Here is a 16983-nt window from a genome sequence, read left to right as displayed (position 1 = left end):
GGAGCTCCTACTAGTTTCTCAATGGTTTACCATTCTGTAACATATACTGAATTCTCTCCAACGTTTTTCTCTCTCCGCAAAGCTGTAAGAACGTTTCTCTTTCAAGGTTCAGCAAATATTGTTCAGTTACAACGGTTGGCTCGGAAAGATTTCCTCCCACCATGACATAGGCAAGCTTATCAGCAATTTTCTTATCGTGTTCGGAAATGTAATTTCCGGTTAGCATCTGGTCGGTTCCTACGTAGAACATTCCTAAAGCATCTTTACCCAATACTTTTACCTTCTGTTCGATAGGCTGTGTATAACCGTGTTCCGCTAAGCTTTTAGCCAGCATTTTTGCTGTTTTAATCTGCGTTCTTTTATCAACCGCTACGATATCTTTACCATGTTCAAGAATTCCCATGTCGTAGGCTTCGTATGCAGAAGTGGCTACTTTACCCATTGCAATATTCATAAAAGCTTCGCGAAGTCTGTTATTTTTTACATCATCGTTATGAAATTCTCTGGAAGTTCTTAACGTTAGTTCTTTCGTTCCTCCACCGCCCGGAATTACACCCACTCCGGTTTCCACGAGTCCAATATAGGTTTCTGCTGCGGCAACCACCCGGTCAGCATGCATTGTCATTTCGCAACCGCCTCCTAAAGTCATTCCGTGAGGAGCAACAACTACAGGAATAGAGGAATAGCGAACCCTCATCATAGATTTCTGGAAATAAGCAATGGCCATATTCAGATCATCCCAATCCTGCTCAATTGCCATCATGAGAATCATGGCTAAATTGGCGCCTACAGAGAAATTCGAACCCTGATTTCCGATTACTAAGCCATCGTATTCTTTTTCAGCCAAATCAATGGCTCTGTTTAAACCATCCAAAACTTCGCCGCCTAAAGAGTTCATTTTAGAACGGATCTCAAAGTTGATAATTCCGTCGCCAAGATCTTCAATTGCAGCACCGGAGTTACTCCAAAGTGTTTTATTTTTTCTTATATTATCTAAAATAATAAAAGCATCCTGTCCAGGAATATTATTGTATTCACCGGAATTCTTATCAACGTAAATGCTTTGTCCTTCTTCATTAACTTTGTAGAAAGTTTCTACATTTTTAACCCATTCCGAAACTTCGTACCCTGCCTCTTTAGCCAGTTCAATACCTTTCTGAACGCCAACGGCATCCCAGATTTCAAACGGACCGTTTTCCCAACCGAAACCGGCTCTCATCGCATCATCGATTTTATAAACTTCATCTGAGATTTCAGGAACTTTGTGGGAAACATAAGCAAATAATGCTCCCAATGATTTTCTGTATAACTCTCCGGCTTTATCTTTTCCGCCTATTAACACTTTAAACCGGTCAATTGGTTTGTCGATAGTCTTGGTTAATTCTAAAGTTGCGAAAGAAGATTTGCCCTGAAGCTCATATTCTAAAGTATCAAGGTTCAATCCATGAATTTCAGATTTTCCATCTGAATTTTTAACTTTTTTATAGAAACCCTGCTCCGTTTTTGAACCTAACCATTTGTTATCAACCATTTTCTGGATGTAATCCGGGAGAGCAAAAACATTGTTAAAGTCATTGGCTTCCGCACCGCTTTGACGAACACCGTTGGCAACCATTACCAGAGTGTCCAAACCTACAACATCAGCAGTTCTGAACGTTGCCGACTTCGGACGACCGATTACAGGGCCTGTCAATTTATCAACTTCAGAAACGGTTAAGCCTAATTTCTGGACATTATGAAGCAAATCCATCATAGAGAAAACCCCGATTCTGTTAGCAATAAATGCCGGAGTATCTTTTGCTAAAACTGTTGTTTTTCCTAAAAATTTCGCTCCATAATTCATGTAAAAGTCAATAACTTCCGGAAGTGTATCTTTTGTTGGAATAATTTCTAAAAGCGGAAGGTATCTTACAGGATTGAAAAAGTGTGTTCCTGCAAAATAATGTTTGAAATCTTCACTCCTTCCTTCTGTTAAAAGGTGAATCGGAATCCCTGAAGTATTGGAAGATATTAATGTTCCCGGTTTTCTGAACTGTTCGATTTTTTCGTAAACAGATTTTTTAATGTCAAGTTTTTCAACAACAACCTCAATGATCCAGTCGGTATTTTTTATTTTTGATAAATCATCATCAAAATTCCCGATCTTTATTCTGTCTGCAAATTTCGGTGAATAGAGCAGAGCCGGACTTGCTTTCTTAAGTTTTTCAAAGTTTTCCGCAGCGATTCTGTTTCTTACCGCCTTATCATCTTTGGTCAAACCTTTTTTCTGTTCTGCTTCAGTGAGTTCAAAAGGAACAATATCCAGCAACGACACCTGAACACCAATATTGGCAAAGTGCGCAGCAATACCGCTTCCCATAATTCCTGAACCAAGAACTGTAACGTGTTTGATTCTTCTTTTCATTTGATTTATTATTTGTAATTGTTTTAATCTACTATTAATTTGATTGTGAAAGCTTCCTGTTAACTATTTAAATTCTTATCTAAATTATCATCAGTTTATTTTCTATTTAAATCGGTAGCGATTTTCATAATTTCGTTCATTACTTCCTTGAAAGTTTCAAGCTTTTCGGGAGCAATTTTTTCCATGATTTTCTTATTGAAATTCACCACCACTTCTTTAGACATATTTCTTGACTGTAAGCCTTTGTCGGTAAGTTTGATGATTACTTCTCTTTTATCAGTCGTGGTTTTCTCTTTATAGATATATCCATTATCCTCAAGAAGTTTAATAATTCTTGTTAAAGATGTAGGCTCAATAGCCATTTTAGGTCCAAGATTTGTGCTTCTTGTTCCTTCTTTAGGATCAATTTTAAGAAGAGTGAGCGCCTGAACAGCGGTAGAATCGTGTTCCTGAGCCATTTCAGTATACATTTTGGAAACGGCAAGCCAGGTTTGTTTAAGAATCAGATCAACATTTTCTATTTTGTCTTTCTTATTATCCATCATTTTTTATATCAAGGTTTAATCAAATATAGTAAATATTATGCATGCATAGTATTTATTTACGTTAAAATTTGTTAACAGATTGATAATAAAAAACTTAATTGATATGACGAGCATAATATTATGCATGCATAGTATATCAATTTAATAATAAACCCTATTTGTTAATGAATGGTTTTCAATAGAATAATAATTTCCTCAAAAGATTCGCATTGGTAAATATTGCCAAGTCCGGATAAAGTCCATTGTTTATCATTCCACTCAAAAGTAAGATAAGAAAGATCTTTCCTGAAATTTTTCTGAAGTAATGAAAACAGCATTTCCTTGTAAACTTCGGGAGCTATAATATGGGGCGGGATATAATCCGGATTGATCTCAAAAAGCGTAGCACGCGTCAATTCTTCATGCTGCAAAAGAATATCTTCCACCATACCGGCATACAAATTTTCCTCTTTTACATACCATATTTTATCGGCAAATTCTTTAGCAAGCCTCCAGTCGTGAGAAGAAAAGAGAATAATTTTACGATATTCTTTGGCTAAAGAACGGAGGGTTTTAAGAATGATAATTTTATTTTTTTCATCAAGATGGGTGGTCGGTTCATCAAGAATAATAATGGGTGCGTTTTGGGTAATGGCCCTCCCGATAAATGTTTTTTGAAGGTTTCCATCTGAAAGATTTTTGAGGGGCGTATTTTTATACTGAACCAAATCCAGTGCTTCGATAATATGTGCGACTTCGTCCCGGTCTTCTTTTTTAAGCTCAAAATAAAAAGGATAATAAATATATTTTCCCAGTGAAATTAAATCCTCAACGGTGTAATTCTGCGAAACCACCGAATTTGAAAAAACAACAGCAACTTGCTCTGCAATTTCTTTTGCCGAAAATTCTTTAATATTTTTATGATTGATGAAAATGTTACCTTTAAGGAGCGGAACCTGGCGTAAAATAGATTTAATTAAAGTGGTTTTTCCAACACCGTTATTCCCGATCAACAGGCAGACTTCTCCTAAATCCAGTCCGGTGTCTGCATTTGAAATTAATGGTTTGTTGTAGCCTATTTTTGCTTGCTTGATTTGTAGGTGCATTTTGTTTTTATTTCCCGAGGATTTCGCGGATTTCCACAGATTTTTTAATCTATTACTAAATAATATGCTTGATTTTTATATTGATTTTGTCATACTGAAAGCATCTCTACAAAGTTAATTTAGATTCCTACGGAATGACAAACTTGGAATAAAATTAAAAAGTATACTTAAAAATCTGCGCTATCTGCAAAATCCACGAGAGAATTTTAAAATTAACAATTTACTCATTCACAATTCACTTTCATACTTTATTCTGCTTCAAAAGCATTCCCAAAATCACCGGGATTCCAAAAACTGAGCTTATCACATTCAGAGGTATTTGTGTTTTTTCTGCCGTGATGGAGAAAATCAACATGATCAGCATTCCTAAAAACATGTTTAAAATCCATTGCTGCCAGAGTTTTGCCGGATTATAAATTAATCTGCAGAAGTGCGGAACAATAATTCCGATAAATAAAACCGGACCTAAAAAAGCGGTTACCGAAGCCGAAAGCAGGGAAGAAGCAACAATAACAAATATTTTAAGCTGATTCAGATTAACACCCAGGCTCTGCGCGTAAGCAGTTCCCAGCGAATTTCCGATCAGGGGCTTTATCGTTTTAAAGCAAACCCCTAAACCGGCTAATACTAAAACCGACAATATATAAATCTGATTTCTGGAAACCATATTATTTGCCCCGAAAGACCACAGAATATAATTTTTTAAACTTTGATCTTCTGCATACAATTGAAGCAATGAAACAACAGCTCCTGAAAAAGCCGATATCAGAAACCCGAAAATAATTAAATACGATTTATCCTGAAATTTCCTGGTAACGGAAAGGAAAACAAGCATCAACAGTAAACTTCCTCCAATGGCTGATAAACTTAAAAAGCTGTTTTGAAGAATCTCCGGAATCAGAAAATCGTGCGATAAAAAGATATAAAATGCAACTGATAAACTTGCCACGGAAGTAATTCCCAAAATATCCGGCCCGGCAAGAGGATTCTGAAAATATTCCTGCATAAGAAACCCTGAAGTCGGAATAGAAATCCCCGCCAGGAGTATTACCAGAACACGGTTTACACGAATCTCCGCAATCTGGCTGTTCGATGATGCTGAAAAAAAATCCTGAAAATGTAAACTTAAAAATCCTGTGTTCAGGTTCATGATCGCTGCCAATAAGACGGCAAAAAATAAAACCAAACACAGGATTTTAAATTGATCTGACATAAAAGTCTGACGTTTATTTTAAAAGAGAATTGATTTTCTCAGTAAGCTGTTCTTCACTGATCATTCCCAATGTTTCGTCAGTTTTATCACCTCTTCTCATAAATGTGAAAGGAATTGCGCTGCCGTCCCATTCTTTAAAATTAGCTGCAAAAAAATCGCCGCCTAACTGCTGTCCGTCAAGCAAAACCGTATTATTGCGTATTCCCTGCTCGTCTACAAAATGAGGAACTTTTGTATTCCAGTCATTTTTGCTGTCAACACTTACAAACGTAATTTTAACAGGCTTCCCGTTAAGTTCCTGTATTTTATTTTTAAAATGAGGAATTTCCTTCACACACGGTCCGCACCATGTCGCAAAAAAATTGGTGACATACAGCGTGTCATTTTTTTTACCTAAAAACTCGGAAGTCTGTTCAGCATTAAACATTTTTAGGGCAGCAGGAGCTTCGGCAAGTTCCGGTACGGAAGCAGAATCCTGCACGGCCATTCCGTCTTCCGTCTTGGCGCTTTCTTTTTTACAACTGAAAACTGAAATCAGGAAAAGAGTGGATAAGATTATCTTTTTCATTATTTTTTATCTATTTTTGAATTGAAGTATGGAACAACAAATCTATAAAGGGAAACTTACAAAGTTTCATGGGCTAAAAATAACGAAAAAGGAAGAACTTACCAAAAATACTTTTTCTCTGGAGCTTGAAATTCCTGAGGAGCTGAAAGAGAATTTCAGGTTTGAAGCAGGGCAGTATGTCAGTGTACAATTCAGGTCTTACGGGAAAGAAGTTATCAAAGATTATTCAATGACTTCCGCACCATATGAAGAGAAAATTGCTTTGGGCATAAAGATCAATTCGCCGGAAGGAGACACTGCAGAATTATTCAGAAATTATAATATCGGTGATCTTCTTATGGTAAGCGAACCTGCCGGAAGATTTACGCTGATTTCAAAACCCAGCGAATTCAGAACCATTGTAGGCTTTGCTGCAGGTATTGGAATTACACCTATTCTCAGTCATTTTAAAAACATCCTCCATACAGAACCCAGGACAAGACTTTTCCTTTTTTTCGGAAACAAATCTTCTGAGGATATGATTTACCGCGAACAGCTTGATAATCTTGCCCGAAACTGTGGCGACCGGCTGCAGATTTTTTATTTCTTTTCTAAAGAAAAAACTTCAAACAGTTTCTTTCACGGAAGACTGGATGATAAAAAACTGAGCCTTATCATCAACCAGATTCTGCATCTGGATGATACGGATGAAGAATCTACAATCTGGGATGCCGTTGACGAAGTGCTGATCTGTGGAAAAGGGGATATGATTAAGACACTGGCAAATGCATGCTACCATCACGGAATTCCTAAGAAAAATATTCATTTTGAGCTTTTTGAGGAATATAATGACGATATTTATCCTGTAGAAAAAGAATTTCCCATCATTAAAAATATTGATGTGGAATTTTGCATGCTTGGAAAAAAATATTCGACAGAACTTCCGGATAATAAGGAAAGAATATTGCAACAGTTGCTGATCCAGAAGTTTGCGGTTCCGTATTCCTGCAAATCCGGTATTTGCGGAAGCTGCGAATGCATTTTGGAAGAAGGTGAAGTAGAGCTGCTGGAAAACGAATACCTTACGGAAAGTGAGGAAGAAAAAGGGCATATCCTTGCCTGCATGTCTATTGCCAAAAGCGAGAAAATAAAGCTTAACTTTGATCTGAGTTGAGAATAATAAAAAACATATTTAACCTTATTTTAATATCAGTGGAAATTATGATTCTGCTGATATGCCTTGCGAATGCCTGGGTTTTTGCCCTCACAGACGGCAGAACGTACAACAAAATTTCTAAAATTCCTCCACGGGAAGTCGCTCTGGTGCTGGGAACTTCACCCAAAATGCGTTCCGGACTGTCGAATCCGTATTTTACCAAAAGAATGGATGCGGCTGCTTTGCTTTATCACCACGGAAAAATAAAAAAAATCCTTGTTAGCGGTGAAAAAAGCAGGGGATACGATGAGCCTGCAGCCATGAAGAATTACCTGATCTACCAGGAAGGAGTTCCTGAAGAGATCATCATTGAAGATCCTAAAGGATTCAACACCTACCGAAGCATTTTACGCTGTAAAGATGTGTATAAAAAAGACAATGTGATTATTGTATCCCAAGGATTTCATAATCTCCGGGCATTGCTTTTTGCAAGAAACAACAATATGAATGCATTGGGATTTGATGCACGTGACGTTACCAAACCAGAAAGCTACTACAGAAACCAGTTCCGGGAAATTTTAGCCAGAACGGTTGCTGTCGTTTATTTTGCTTTAGGAATTTCTCCTGATTAGAACGGATACCCGAATGCAATATTCAGTGTTGGTTTAAACGGCTGGAAATATTTCAGCCTCCAACGGTCGCCCTCAGGTTTGTTCGGGTCATACATTTTATAAGCAAGATCGAGCCTTAAAGTAATGTAAGCAATATTTACCCTTAATCCGACACCGCTACCGATACCGACCTGTTTTAGGAATTTATTAAGCTTAAATTCATCCCCGCCTGCTTCATTAGAATTATTTAAAGACCAGATATTACCAATATCCGTGAATAATGCGCCTTCGTAAGTGTCATTGAACGGCACCCTCAACTCAACATTCGTGGTAAGCTTCAGGTTTTCTGTAATGTAGGTACGCACGCGTTCGTCGATTTGAGAATCTGCAGGACCAAGCCCGCCGAAAGGAACCCACGCTCTGATGTCATTGGCTCCACCATTAAAATAGGATCTGATAACCGGCATGCTGGAAGAGTTTCCGTAAGGAATCCCAAGTCCTACAAACTGCCGCAGTACAAGTGTATTTTTATTAAATTTAAAATATTTTCTGATATCGAAATCGAACTTTACAAACTGTGCATACGGAACTCCGAAAATAGTTCTTTCCGGACTGGTAATGACTCCGCCGTCATTTCTTTTCTGATTAAAAATGCTGAAAATATTTCCTGCAAGTTCTACTTTACCATTAAAATAAAATGAGTTTGGGTAATCTTTTTTCCCGATTTCATTATATACAAAATTGTAAATAAAGGAAGAAATTAAAACATCCTGAGTCTGGCGGTCTTTATTGACAAGCGTTCCCAAAAATGCTAAAAATTTGTCAGCTTCCTGTTGATTGAGTGTTGAAACATAATCCGGATCTAATACAATTTCTTTGGAAACTTCGTCTATCGTTTTCTGTCCTGAAGCAAATTGCTGCGCCAGAGAAGGGTTGAATGCAAAATAATCATCAAATACTTCTCTTCTTACTTCATCATCATTAACGAAATATTCATAATAAGCATCTTTATTTTTGGTTAAACTCAGCTGTGTATTGAAGATCGTAAGTCTGTGAGAAACTTTATCATTTACGGTAGCAAGATAATTTAACCCTGTGTTAAAATTCACCCTTCCCAAACCGATATTATTCTGTACTGAAGCCCCTAACACGATGGATGAAGTAGGACTGTACCTTTTCGGGAGCAGTTTGTAGTAATCAAATGGCAGCAATAGCCTTGGAAAATTCAATGAAGCCTGCGCCGAAATTTCATAAGCCAAAACCCTGCTGTTAATATCTTTAGTACTTCTGATTGATCCGAAAGTTCCCGAAAGGCTGGTAGAAAGGTTTTCCGCTCCGCCAAAAACATTTCTTGTCGTAAGATCTACAGAAGGGGAAACCCCAAGATTCAGCAGCTGGGAATAATTGACGTCTGTACCGAGCTTCAGTTCGTATTTCGGGAGTGGTTTAAGAACATACATTACATCAATGATGCTATCGTTTGGAGCAGCACCGCCTCCATGTCTTAAAGAATCCCTAGACTTTAGGATACTGAAATTATTCATAGCCAGAAGATTCCGTCTGGTAAGATCAAATTTTTTCTGATCATACACCTGTTTACTTCCGACAGTGATAGCCCTCCATATTGCTCTGGAATCATATTGATTATCGACCTTATGAAAACGGATTCCCCGTAAACTATCTTTTTTTGTATTTTTAGGATAATCTCCTACCTCATCTACAATGGCTACATCAATATTCCCGATAGTGGAAACTTTATATGGACTATCCAGAGAGTCTTTATGAATCTCAAGTGTTAAAGGAACCTGTTTTCTGCTTTTGATGGAATCTGCTACGAAATAGATTTCATCTCCAAGATTATTAAATCTATAATAGCCGTAATCCCTCATCAGATCATTGATTCTGGTCACTTCTTTTTCAAGAACCGTCTGATCCAATATCTGTCCCTGTCTAATAAGGCTTTCTCTGATCTTCTGCTGATAAATATTTTTTACGGCAGGGTCTGTAATATTATAGTAATATTCTTTGATGTGGGTAGGATCTCTGTGGGTAATAAAATAAGTTACTGCTGCTTTTTTCGCTGCAGAATCAAGATCATGTTTAAATTTCACTTCCGCATCCCAATATCCGCGATAAGTAAGTCTTTTCTTAATGGATTCTGCACTTTTCTCTGTTTTAGTCTGATCTAGGATTACAGGCGCTGAACCCCAATTGTGATATAATCTGTCGAAAAAAAGACTTTTGCCTACACTGCTTTTCATGTTGTATTTAATGAAAAGAGAATCTCTCAGTTTCTGATTTCTCAATTCATTGGGATACGTCATGTATTCATTCAAAAGCGTATCGTACTTAGGGTTGGCCGCATTATACAACCATAAACTGAGCGGCATAAAAAGAAACTGCCTTTTATTGGGCTTTTGCTGCACATATCCTTTCAGTTCTCCATCAAACGGCGCTTTTTTATCGTCAAATTCAAAATTATTCTGTACAAGCAGATATTCTCCGTCCGGAACCTTTTTGGTGGTGCTACAAGCATAAAGGAGCCCTACAAATGTTGCAAATGATATAATTTTATAATACTTTTGAGGAGAATTCTTATAATGCTTACAGCTCATACAATAAAAGTTTTACAATCTTTGGATAAAAAGAAGTTCAGGCAAAAATACAATTTGTTTTTGGTTGAAGGCAATAAAACCATCACTGAACTTTTCAATTCTAACTTTAAAATTAAAGAAATATTTTCTACCGATCCGCAAAAACTGGACCGTACGGATGTTGCCGTAACCCATATTTCTGACAATGAGCTTAAAAAGATAAGCTTTCTGCAAAATCCCAAAGATTCTGTTGCTGTTTGTTATCTTAAAGATGAGGAAAAAACGGAAGACAGAAATCTTCAGCTTGTTTTAGACGGAATTCAGGATCCGGGAAATATGGGAACTATCATTCGTTTAGCCGACTGGTTCGGTATTGAGCAGATCATCTGCAGCAATGATACGGTTGATTTTTATAATCCGAAAGTAATCATGGCCAGTATGGGATCTTTTACAAGGGTAAATATTATGTATACAGATTTAGCTGAATATCTTTCCGGGACGGAAAACATGAATATCGGGACAGATATGGAAGGAGAGAACATTTATTCATTTAACAGACCGGAAAAAATGAACCTGATTCTCGGAAATGAAGGAAACGGAATGCGCCCTGAAACAGAAAAATTTTTAGAAAAAAGTGTGATGATACCAAGATTTGGGAAATCCCAATCTACGGAAAGCCTGAATGTTTCTATGGCAGCAGGTATTATTTTAGGACAGCTGTTCAGCGAAAATGGGTAATAGGGTTTGAGAGTGGGAGAGTTGATGAGTTTAAAACATTGAAATAATCAAAAAACACTCAAACGCTCCCACACTCCAACTCATATAAGTTGTTCCATGCTTGAAACACTTTGGTTTTTCTGGTAATTTTCGAGTTTCTTTCTGATGAACCTTAGTGCAATCGGAGCAAGATAGATTAATGCCACGCCGGCAACTTTTCTTTTCCAGTTTGAGCTTTTAAGGCTTTTCCTGGCATAGTTTCCTACAATGGCAGTAACGCCAAGCTTAATCAGCATATCCACTGCATCTCCTTTAAAAGCAGATCCTGCAATGCCCATTGCCGTATTTTTATTGATAAGTGCTCCTTTTATTTCGGAAGTGATCTGTTTGGCGATAACGTCTTTTTTAAGGACTACTTTTTCATCGCCGTCTTCATCTACCTTTTCTTCAAGGTACTGATCTGTCAAACCATTGGTGAATGCACTTAAACTTTCTTTTGTATTCTTGAATGTAAGAAGATCTTCGAGTTCATCGATTTCCTGCTTTAACAGTTTTTTCTTTCTTCTCAATTCTTCTAAGCTCTCATACTTTCTGCCCATAGTTTAATGATTTAAAAATTTAATAACCTGATCTGCGACATAATTTACGATTTTCTTTTTAAATATCATCAGAAGCAGCATCAGCAATAAATAAAATGCGGCCACAATCAGAAATCCGTAAGCACTGTTTCCCAATGCTTTTCCGATAAGAAATGCAATGCCAAAGTTGAACAGGATAATGAAAAAACCAAAGGCTACCAACATTAATACAAGATAGGTAACAACTCCGGCTGAAAGCGAAGATTTTTCCGTAGCTTCAATTTTCAGGAGGTCAATTCTCTTCGATGCGTATTCTTTAATAGTTTCAATCATTGTTTTTATTTAAAGTTACAAAAAAAGGAACTTTTGCTTATAAAGTTCCTTCTCATAATTTACCTGAAATAAATTATATTAATGTTTTAGATCATTCAGCTCAGATTCTACATTTTTTACTACATCTGCAGTTTTTGAAACAATCTGATCTTTGTATTTATCGTATCCGTCTTTCACTGTGTGAGCTACGTTGTTTGCTGTTTCTTTAAAGGTAGAAGAAATATTGCTGTACTGGTCTTTCACCTTTTCAGAAACTTCTCCATATTTGTTTTTAGCCTGATCTTTAATATCGTTGGCTTTTTCTTTAATCTTTTTTCTGGTTTCCTTACCTTCTTCAGGAGCATAAAGCATTCCTAAAATTACACCTGCTGCAGCACCTGCAAGAAGCCCTGCCAAAATACCCGCTGTATTGTTTTTCTTAGACATTTTCGTTTTTTTTAATAGTTAATAATACTAGTTTTACTTGCTAAATATTTGTACAATTAATATACCAAAGGAGGAAATCATCTATTAAAAAGTGTTAAATATTTTTGATGTAGGAAAGAATACTCTCAATGGTTTCTCTTTTAGTAAGACTGGTATTATCAATAACAATAGCATCATCTGCCTGTTTAAGAGGGGCTATTTCCCGCTCACTGTCGATCTTATCGCGTATAATAAGGTTTTCTTTTACCTTTTCTTCATTGGCTTCTATGCCCAGGCTCAACAGTTCCTGATAGCGTCTTTTTGTTCTTTCATCGATGCTTGCTGTAAGGAAAAATTTATAGTCCGCATTTGGCAGAACTACTGTCCCGATGTCACGCCCGTCCATAATAATACCGCCTTTTTCTGCCAAAGAGCGTTGCGACTGCAGGAGAAAATCCCGTACTTCCTTTTGTTTTGCGACAAAACTTACATTTTCTGACACCTCATTGGTGCGGATTGCTTTTGAGATATCAATATGATTCAAAAAAAGAACCAGCTCGCCATTGTCATTTTTAAATTCAAGCTCTATTTGATCGAAAGAAGAAAACAGGTTTTGAAGATTGATTGACCCGTCATCATTCAGGCAGTTCTGAAGAGCAAACCAGGTAACCCCCCGGTAAAGAGCACCGGTATCCAGATGGATAATCCCGAGCTTTTGGGCAATAATCTTAGATATTGAACTTTTTCCGGTAGACGAGTACCCATCGATTGCTATAACAGGTTTTTTCATAACGCAAATTTCCAGATTTTTTATCAAAAACCAAGTAAAATTAGAGCGGATTTTATCGATGATTTTGTAACTAGTGAGATATATGTTCCAGAACCTGCTTTACATCAAACTTTTAAATAAAAATCCCCGAAAAATTCAGGGATGTATTTATCATAATTGATTTGTTTTTACTTATTCTCCGGCGTGGCTTACAAGATCTATGGAAACACCAATCTGGTTTACATTGGTAGAATTGTGATATCTTACATGGGCATAATCGATCCGGAACCTTGATAATTTAATCCCGAAACCGGCAGAAAGCCCGGAGAAGTTTCGCTGATCTGCAACGGCAAGTTCGTTTCCACGTTTTACATTATATCCAAGCCTGATGTTGAACCCTCTTTCAGGGAACAATTCTGCTCCCACAGAGAAATGGTCGGCAATTTTTCTTCCCACATTTACTTCCTGCCCGTTTACATTGTATTGCGAAGAAATATTAAATTCCTGAAGATCGTGCGCGGTAATGGTAATGGCCAGCGGAATTGCTTTTAAAATCCGGGTATATCCTAAATCTATGCGAAAAGGAAGGTTTTCCCTTGTTCCGTTAAATGATTGGAACTGATATCCGAAATTCCTGAATACGAGGGAAGCTGTTTCTTTGTTCTTTTTATTGTGATACGTAATTCCGGCATTACCTGAAATGGCAGAAGAAGTATAGTTATCAATTTTGGAAGTGATGAAATTTAGTCCGCCGCCAATGGTCCAGTCTTCTTCAAACTGATAGGCATATCCTGCACCGATTGCAACGTCGGAAGCTTTGAAAGTGCCGTTTTCGAAACCGCTTTCGTCGGTTCTGGGAATATCTCCGTAACTCATGTAGCGTGCATTGATCGTTGCCATATGACCGTTATCAAAATCTTTGGCATAGGCTATTGTTCCGTATTTTGAGTCGGCAAGGTATGCGGCAGCATTCACGGAAAGCTGGTTATCGGAATCTCTGTTGAGCAACGAAGGGTTTGCAATGGCAAAGGAAACATCATGATCTCTTACGGAAATTGCATCACCACCGAGTGCAGCCTGTCTCGCAGAAACCGGAATGTTCAAAAACGGGTAAACGTTTGTTCCTGTTTGCGCATAAGAAACAATTCCTGACAGAAATAATGAAAAAATGACAATTTTCTTCAATTCAGTTTATTAGTAATGCAAAAATAATCCTTTTTCGTACTTTTCAAAATATTTCTTACATTATTTAGCGGTAAATTTTAAGTTTTTTGAAAATCGTGGTTTTATTAGCCCCGATTGAAACGGCATCCTTTTAGGGTGCGGGCGGAGCAGAGCGGAGCCCGTACCCGAAAAGATATAGTGGAAAGCGGGAAAAAGCTCCTTATAAAAATAAATACAAATAATTCTACGAAGTAAAAAGCTTCAAATATTGTTTTCAAGGTAATCCGATGGATCACTTTAAAACGGCTTCCAATACAAGATTTAAAAATTTAATCCAGAATTAAAAACCAACCTTATTAATGATTATATTTGCAAAGTCAAATTTCTGACCAACCAACCGATAAAATTTATTTAAAAATAAAAATGAAATATAAAAGAATCCTTCTGAAACTTAGTGGTGAAGCCTTAATGGGAAACAGACAATATGGTATTGACAATGAAAGGCTTCAGGAATACGCAGCTGAGATCAAAAAAGTAGTGGATAAGGGCTGTGAAGTTGCCATTGTAATTGGAGGAGGAAATATTTTCCGTGGTGTGGCCGGAGCTGCAAAAGGAATGGACAGAGTTCAGGGAGATTATATGGGAATGCTTGCAACGGTAATCAACGGAATGGCGCTACAGGGAGCTTTGGAAGATGCCGGCATCAAAACGAGATTACAGTCTGCCATCGAAATGGATAAAGTAGCGGAACCTTTCATCAAAAGAAGAGCGGTAAGACATCTTGAAAAGGGAAGGGTGGTAATTTTCGGAGCCGGAACGGGAAATCCTTATTTCACTACGGATACTGCAGCGACATTAAGAGCAATCGAAATTGGAGCCGATGTTATTTTAAAAGGAACAAGGGTAGACGGAATTTATGACAGTGATCCCGAAAAAAATATAAATGCCATAAAATATAATTCATTATCTTTCGACGAAGTTTACGCCAAAAATCTTAAAGTAATGGATATGACGGCTTTTACTTTAAGCCACGAAAACAAATTGCCGATCATTGTTTTTGATATGAATAAGGACGGAAATCTTGAAAAAATTGTAGACGGAGAAAATGTTGGTACTTTAGTTGATTTGTAATTTAAAAAGTAAGAAGTAAAAAGTGAGAAGTGAAAAAAGCCAAAGTAAAACCGGTGATGAAGTTTGTACTAGATAGGCTTTACTTCTAACTTGAATCTTCAATAAATGTGCAACTTATCAAATTTTTATTATATAATGGAAGAATTAGATCTTATAGTAGAGTCTGTGCAACATGATATGGAAGCAGCTGTTAAGCACCTGGATCATGCATTTCAAAGAATCAGAGCGGGACGTGCGTCTACAAACATGGTTCAGGATGTAATGGTAGAATATTACGGGGCACTCACTCCCATCAACCAGGTAGCGAATGTTTCTATTCCGGATGCCATGACGATTTCTATTCAACCTTGGGATGCCAAAGCAATTAATGATATTGAGAAAGCGATCATTAATTCCAATCTTGGTTTTGCTCCTTCCAACAACGGTGTGAATATCATTCTTAATGTTCCGCCTCTAACGGAAGAAAGAAGGAGAGAGCTTGCAAAACAGGCCAAAGCTGAAACGGAAGATACGAAAGTTGTAGTGAGAAATGCCAGGCAAAACGGACTGAAAGAGCTTAAAAAACTGGATGGTGTATCTGAAGACCTAATCAAAGGTATTGAAGCTGATATTCAGGTTCTTACAGACAAGTATGTGAAAATTTGTGATGAACATTTTAAAGCAAAAGAAGCTGAAATTATGAAAGTGTAATTTCAGTTTTTATCAAATAATAAAGCGGCTTTGAGGCCGCTTTTGTTATTTATAATATTGAAGTAATTTTAATTATTAGGTTCCGCAGTTATAATATAACCATAAAATAATGAAGGATTGGTAGGAGAATGTTGCTTCATCAGAGCAATTTTGTTTTTTGCTGTAATCCATAAATTTACCGGAATATCATTTTTAATAGATTTTTTAAAGTTCTGATTATAAATATTTTTAAGGTCAATATTACCATTTCCTTCAGAATAGGTAGGATTAGAATAATATTTTACAAGATAATTATAAAGATACTCTCTATCCATCTGCTTAATCTGGCTGTCCGAATAACCTTGCATATTATCCCACGTATTAGTAACTGTAACGAAAGGATGCTGATTTTCAAAACCGTTATAAAAAACAAGCATGTTTTTCTGTAGCGTATTAGTATATCCTATAGATGTACCTGTAGCCGTAAAACCGTTCCAGTTTACCGCTAAAAAATCATTGTTATCGGAAACGTTTACAGAAGTCTGATCGGTATATATTTTCTTTCCGTCTTTGAAACCTTCGATAGTAGCCGTATAATTCCCCGGATAATAGAAATTATGATTAAAGCTTATTGTTCCCGAATTTCCATTCGTAAATTTCTGAAAAATAATTTTTTCTCCTTCCGTATTTGAAATCCTGAAAACAAGGATATCCAGATAGTCTGCAAGTGCTCCGAAATAGATCGATTGATTTTTCTGTGTTAGTTTAAATATAACTCCTTCAAAAATATTTGCACTGGATTTATCAGCAGTTATTTTAAGTCCCAGATCTGTTAAATTAGGATCGTTTTTTATTTGCGCCTCTTCTGTAGGATTTGTATCCATAATTTCGGTTTCCGAACATGAAAAAAACAATAAACCTGCTAAAGACAGTGTAAAAATTTTCTTATACATTTCACTTATATTTGAATAAACCTGTACAAAAATAGATATTCAAAAAATGATGTACAATTTTATGCACGTAATTTTATATGATATAAGTCAGAAGGGCATTAATGCTGCA

General features: G+C 36.8%; 17 protein-coding genes. 5 read left to right on the top strand and 12 right to left on the bottom strand.

All coding sequences use genetic code 11. The features are described from left to right. Positions 1 to 10: 10 nt before the first annotated feature. The 5 genes from SOP96_RS11370 to SOP96_RS11350 all read right to left on the bottom strand — a co-directional run bounded on the left by SOP96_RS11370 (position 11) and on the right by SOP96_RS11350 (position 5815). Positions 11 to 2404 carry a 3-hydroxyacyl-CoA dehydrogenase/enoyl-CoA hydratase family protein gene (locus tag SOP96_RS11370; RefSeq protein WP_326321054.1) on the bottom strand — a complete coding sequence of 798 codons (2394 nt, stop codon included), beginning with the start codon at positions 2402 to 2404 and terminating at the stop codon, positions 11 to 13. Between the two features lie 95 nt (positions 2405 to 2499). Further along, positions 2500 to 2946, bottom strand: coding sequence for a MarR family winged helix-turn-helix transcriptional regulator (locus tag SOP96_RS11365; RefSeq protein ID WP_326321144.1), 447 nt, complete (start codon positions 2944 to 2946; stop codon positions 2500 to 2502). Between the two features lie 164 nt (positions 2947 to 3110). Further along, the gene (locus SOP96_RS11360; protein WP_326321053.1) at positions 3111 to 4034 is read right to left on the bottom strand and encodes an ABC transporter ATP-binding protein; all 924 of its coding nucleotides are present in this window, start codon (positions 4032 to 4034) and stop codon (positions 3111 to 3113) included. A 241-nt stretch (positions 4035 to 4275) separates the two neighbouring features. Continuing rightward, positions 4276 to 5247, bottom strand: a complete 972-nt coding sequence (locus tag SOP96_RS11355; RefSeq protein ID WP_326321052.1) for an iron ABC transporter permease — start codon at positions 5245 to 5247, stop codon at positions 4276 to 4278. A 13-nt stretch (positions 5248 to 5260) separates the two neighbouring features. Continuing rightward, the gene (locus SOP96_RS11350; protein WP_326321051.1) at positions 5261 to 5815 is read right to left on the bottom strand and encodes a TlpA family protein disulfide reductase; all 555 of its coding nucleotides are present in this window, start codon (positions 5813 to 5815) and stop codon (positions 5261 to 5263) included. 28 nt (positions 5816 to 5843) lie between these two features. Here SOP96_RS11350 and SOP96_RS11345 point away from each other — a divergent pair, with 28 nt between their 5' ends. Together SOP96_RS11345 and SOP96_RS11340 are read left to right on the top strand one after the other, a co-directional pair. Further along, the gene (locus SOP96_RS11345) at positions 5844 to 6968 is read left to right on the top strand and encodes an iron-sulfur cluster-binding domain-containing protein (RefSeq protein WP_326321050.1); all 1125 of its coding nucleotides are present in this window, start codon (positions 5844 to 5846) and stop codon (positions 6966 to 6968) included. Continuing rightward, positions 6965 to 7582, top strand: coding sequence for a SanA/YdcF family protein (locus SOP96_RS11340; protein ID WP_326321049.1), 618 nt, complete (start codon positions 6965 to 6967; stop codon positions 7580 to 7582). Before SOP96_RS11345 ends, SOP96_RS11340 begins: the two co-directional genes overlap by 4 nt. Here the strand turns inward: SOP96_RS11340 and tamL are convergent. After that, on the bottom strand, positions 7579 to 10176 hold the full coding sequence (tamL, locus tag SOP96_RS11335) for a translocation and assembly module lipoprotein TamL (RefSeq protein WP_326321048.1): 2598 nt from the start codon (positions 10174 to 10176) through the stop codon (positions 7579 to 7581). The two genes, SOP96_RS11340 and tamL, sit on opposite strands and share 4 nt — an antisense overlap. Between tamL and SOP96_RS11330 the strand changes: the two genes are divergently transcribed. Further along, entirely contained in the window at positions 10162 to 10893 is a 732-nt protein-coding gene (locus SOP96_RS11330; RefSeq protein WP_326321047.1) for a TrmH family RNA methyltransferase, read from the top strand. The genes tamL and SOP96_RS11330 overlap by 15 nt on opposite strands. Before the next feature lie 80 nt (positions 10894 to 10973). Here SOP96_RS11330 and SOP96_RS11325 read toward each other — a convergent pair whose 3' ends face one another. The 5 genes from SOP96_RS11325 to porQ all read right to left on the bottom strand — a co-directional run bounded on the left by SOP96_RS11325 (position 10974) and on the right by porQ (position 14142). After that, positions 10974 to 11471: a phosphoribosyl-ATP pyrophosphatase gene (locus SOP96_RS11325; protein WP_326321046.1), complete on the bottom strand. Its 498-nt coding sequence runs from the start codon at positions 11469 to 11471 to the stop codon at positions 10974 to 10976. 3 nt (positions 11472 to 11474) lie between these two features. Beyond that, on the bottom strand, positions 11475 to 11783 hold the full coding sequence (locus SOP96_RS11320; protein WP_326321045.1) for a phage holin family protein: 309 nt from the start codon (positions 11781 to 11783) through the stop codon (positions 11475 to 11477). Between the two features lie 78 nt (positions 11784 to 11861). Further along, entirely contained in the window at positions 11862 to 12209 is a 348-nt protein-coding gene (locus SOP96_RS11315; protein ID WP_326321044.1) for a YtxH domain-containing protein, read from the bottom strand. A gap of 94 nt (positions 12210 to 12303) precedes the next feature. Further along, positions 12304 to 12978, bottom strand: a complete 675-nt coding sequence (gene cmk / locus SOP96_RS11310; RefSeq protein WP_326321043.1) for a (d)CMP kinase — start codon at positions 12976 to 12978, stop codon at positions 12304 to 12306. Between the two features lie 171 nt (positions 12979 to 13149). After that, the gene (gene porQ / locus SOP96_RS11305) at positions 13150 to 14142 is read right to left on the bottom strand and encodes a type IX secretion system protein PorQ (protein WP_326321042.1); all 993 of its coding nucleotides are present in this window, start codon (positions 14140 to 14142) and stop codon (positions 13150 to 13152) included. A 402-nt stretch (positions 14143 to 14544) separates the two neighbouring features. Between porQ and pyrH the strand changes: the two genes are divergently transcribed. Both pyrH and frr read left to right on the top strand, forming a co-directional pair. Beyond that, entirely contained in the window at positions 14545 to 15252 is a 708-nt protein-coding gene (pyrH, locus tag SOP96_RS11300; protein ID WP_326321041.1) for a UMP kinase, read from the top strand. A 135-nt stretch (positions 15253 to 15387) separates the two neighbouring features. Next, on the top strand, positions 15388 to 15942 hold the full coding sequence (frr, locus tag SOP96_RS11295) for a ribosome recycling factor (RefSeq protein ID WP_326321040.1): 555 nt from the start codon (positions 15388 to 15390) through the stop codon (positions 15940 to 15942). Positions 15943 to 16010: 68 nt separating this feature from the next. Here the strand turns inward: frr and SOP96_RS11290 are convergent, their stop codons facing one another. Continuing rightward, a complete protein-coding gene (locus SOP96_RS11290; RefSeq protein WP_326321039.1) occupies positions 16011 to 16874 on the bottom strand; it encodes a hypothetical protein in 864 nt (287 codons plus the stop codon). Positions 16875 to 16983 lie beyond the last annotated feature (109 nt).

It is taken from the genome of Chryseobacterium salviniae, from assembly GCF_035819015.1.
Classification (GTDB): domain Bacteria; phylum Bacteroidota; class Bacteroidia; order Flavobacteriales; family Weeksellaceae; genus Chryseobacterium; species Chryseobacterium salviniae.
This window is presented reverse-complemented; position numbering and strand designations above follow the sequence as displayed.

Bases quoted from the DNA above. Each gene is read 5' to 3' on its own strand.
- SOP96_RS11345 (WP_326321050.1), top strand. From the start codon at position 5,844: ATGGAACAACAAATCTATAAAGGGAAACTTACAAAGTTTCATGGGCTA.
- SOP96_RS11360 (WP_326321053.1), bottom strand. From the start codon at position 4,034: ATGCACCTACAAATCAAGCAAGCAAAAATAGGCTACAACAAACCATTA.
- SOP96_RS11365 (WP_326321144.1), bottom strand. From the start codon at position 2,946: ATGGATAATAAGAAAGACAAAATAGAAAATGTTGATCTGATTCTTAAA.
- SOP96_RS11370 (WP_326321054.1), bottom strand. From the start codon at position 2,404: ATGAAAAGAAGAATCAAACACGTTACAGTTCTTGGTTCAGGAATTATG.
- SOP96_RS11325 (WP_326321046.1), bottom strand. From the start codon at position 11,471: ATGGGCAGAAAGTATGAGAGCTTAGAAGAATTGAGAAGAAAGAAAAAA.
- SOP96_RS11330 (WP_326321047.1), top strand. From the start codon at position 10,162: ATGCTTACAGCTCATACAATAAAAGTTTTACAATCTTTGGATAAAAAG.
- SOP96_RS11315 (WP_326321044.1), bottom strand. From the start codon at position 12,209: ATGTCTAAGAAAAACAATACAGCGGGTATTTTGGCAGGGCTTCTTGCA.
- cmk (WP_326321043.1), bottom strand. From the start codon at position 12,978: ATGAAAAAACCTGTTATAGCAATCGATGGGTACTCGTCTACCGGAAAA.
- frr (WP_326321040.1), top strand. From the start codon at position 15,388: ATGGAAGAATTAGATCTTATAGTAGAGTCTGTGCAACATGATATGGAA.
- SOP96_RS11290 (WP_326321039.1), bottom strand. From the start codon at position 16,874: ATGTATAAGAAAATTTTTACACTGTCTTTAGCAGGTTTATTGTTTTTT.
- tamL (WP_326321048.1), bottom strand. From the start codon at position 10,176: ATGAGCTGTAAGCATTATAAGAATTCTCCTCAAAAGTATTATAAAATT.
- SOP96_RS11320 (WP_326321045.1), bottom strand. From the start codon at position 11,783: ATGATTGAAACTATTAAAGAATACGCATCGAAGAGAATTGACCTCCTG.
- SOP96_RS11350 (WP_326321051.1), bottom strand. From the start codon at position 5,815: ATGAAAAAGATAATCTTATCCACTCTTTTCCTGATTTCAGTTTTCAGT.
- pyrH (WP_326321041.1), top strand. From the start codon at position 14,545: ATGAAATATAAAAGAATCCTTCTGAAACTTAGTGGTGAAGCCTTAATG.
- SOP96_RS11355 (WP_326321052.1), bottom strand. From the start codon at position 5,247: ATGTCAGATCAATTTAAAATCCTGTGTTTGGTTTTATTTTTTGCCGTC.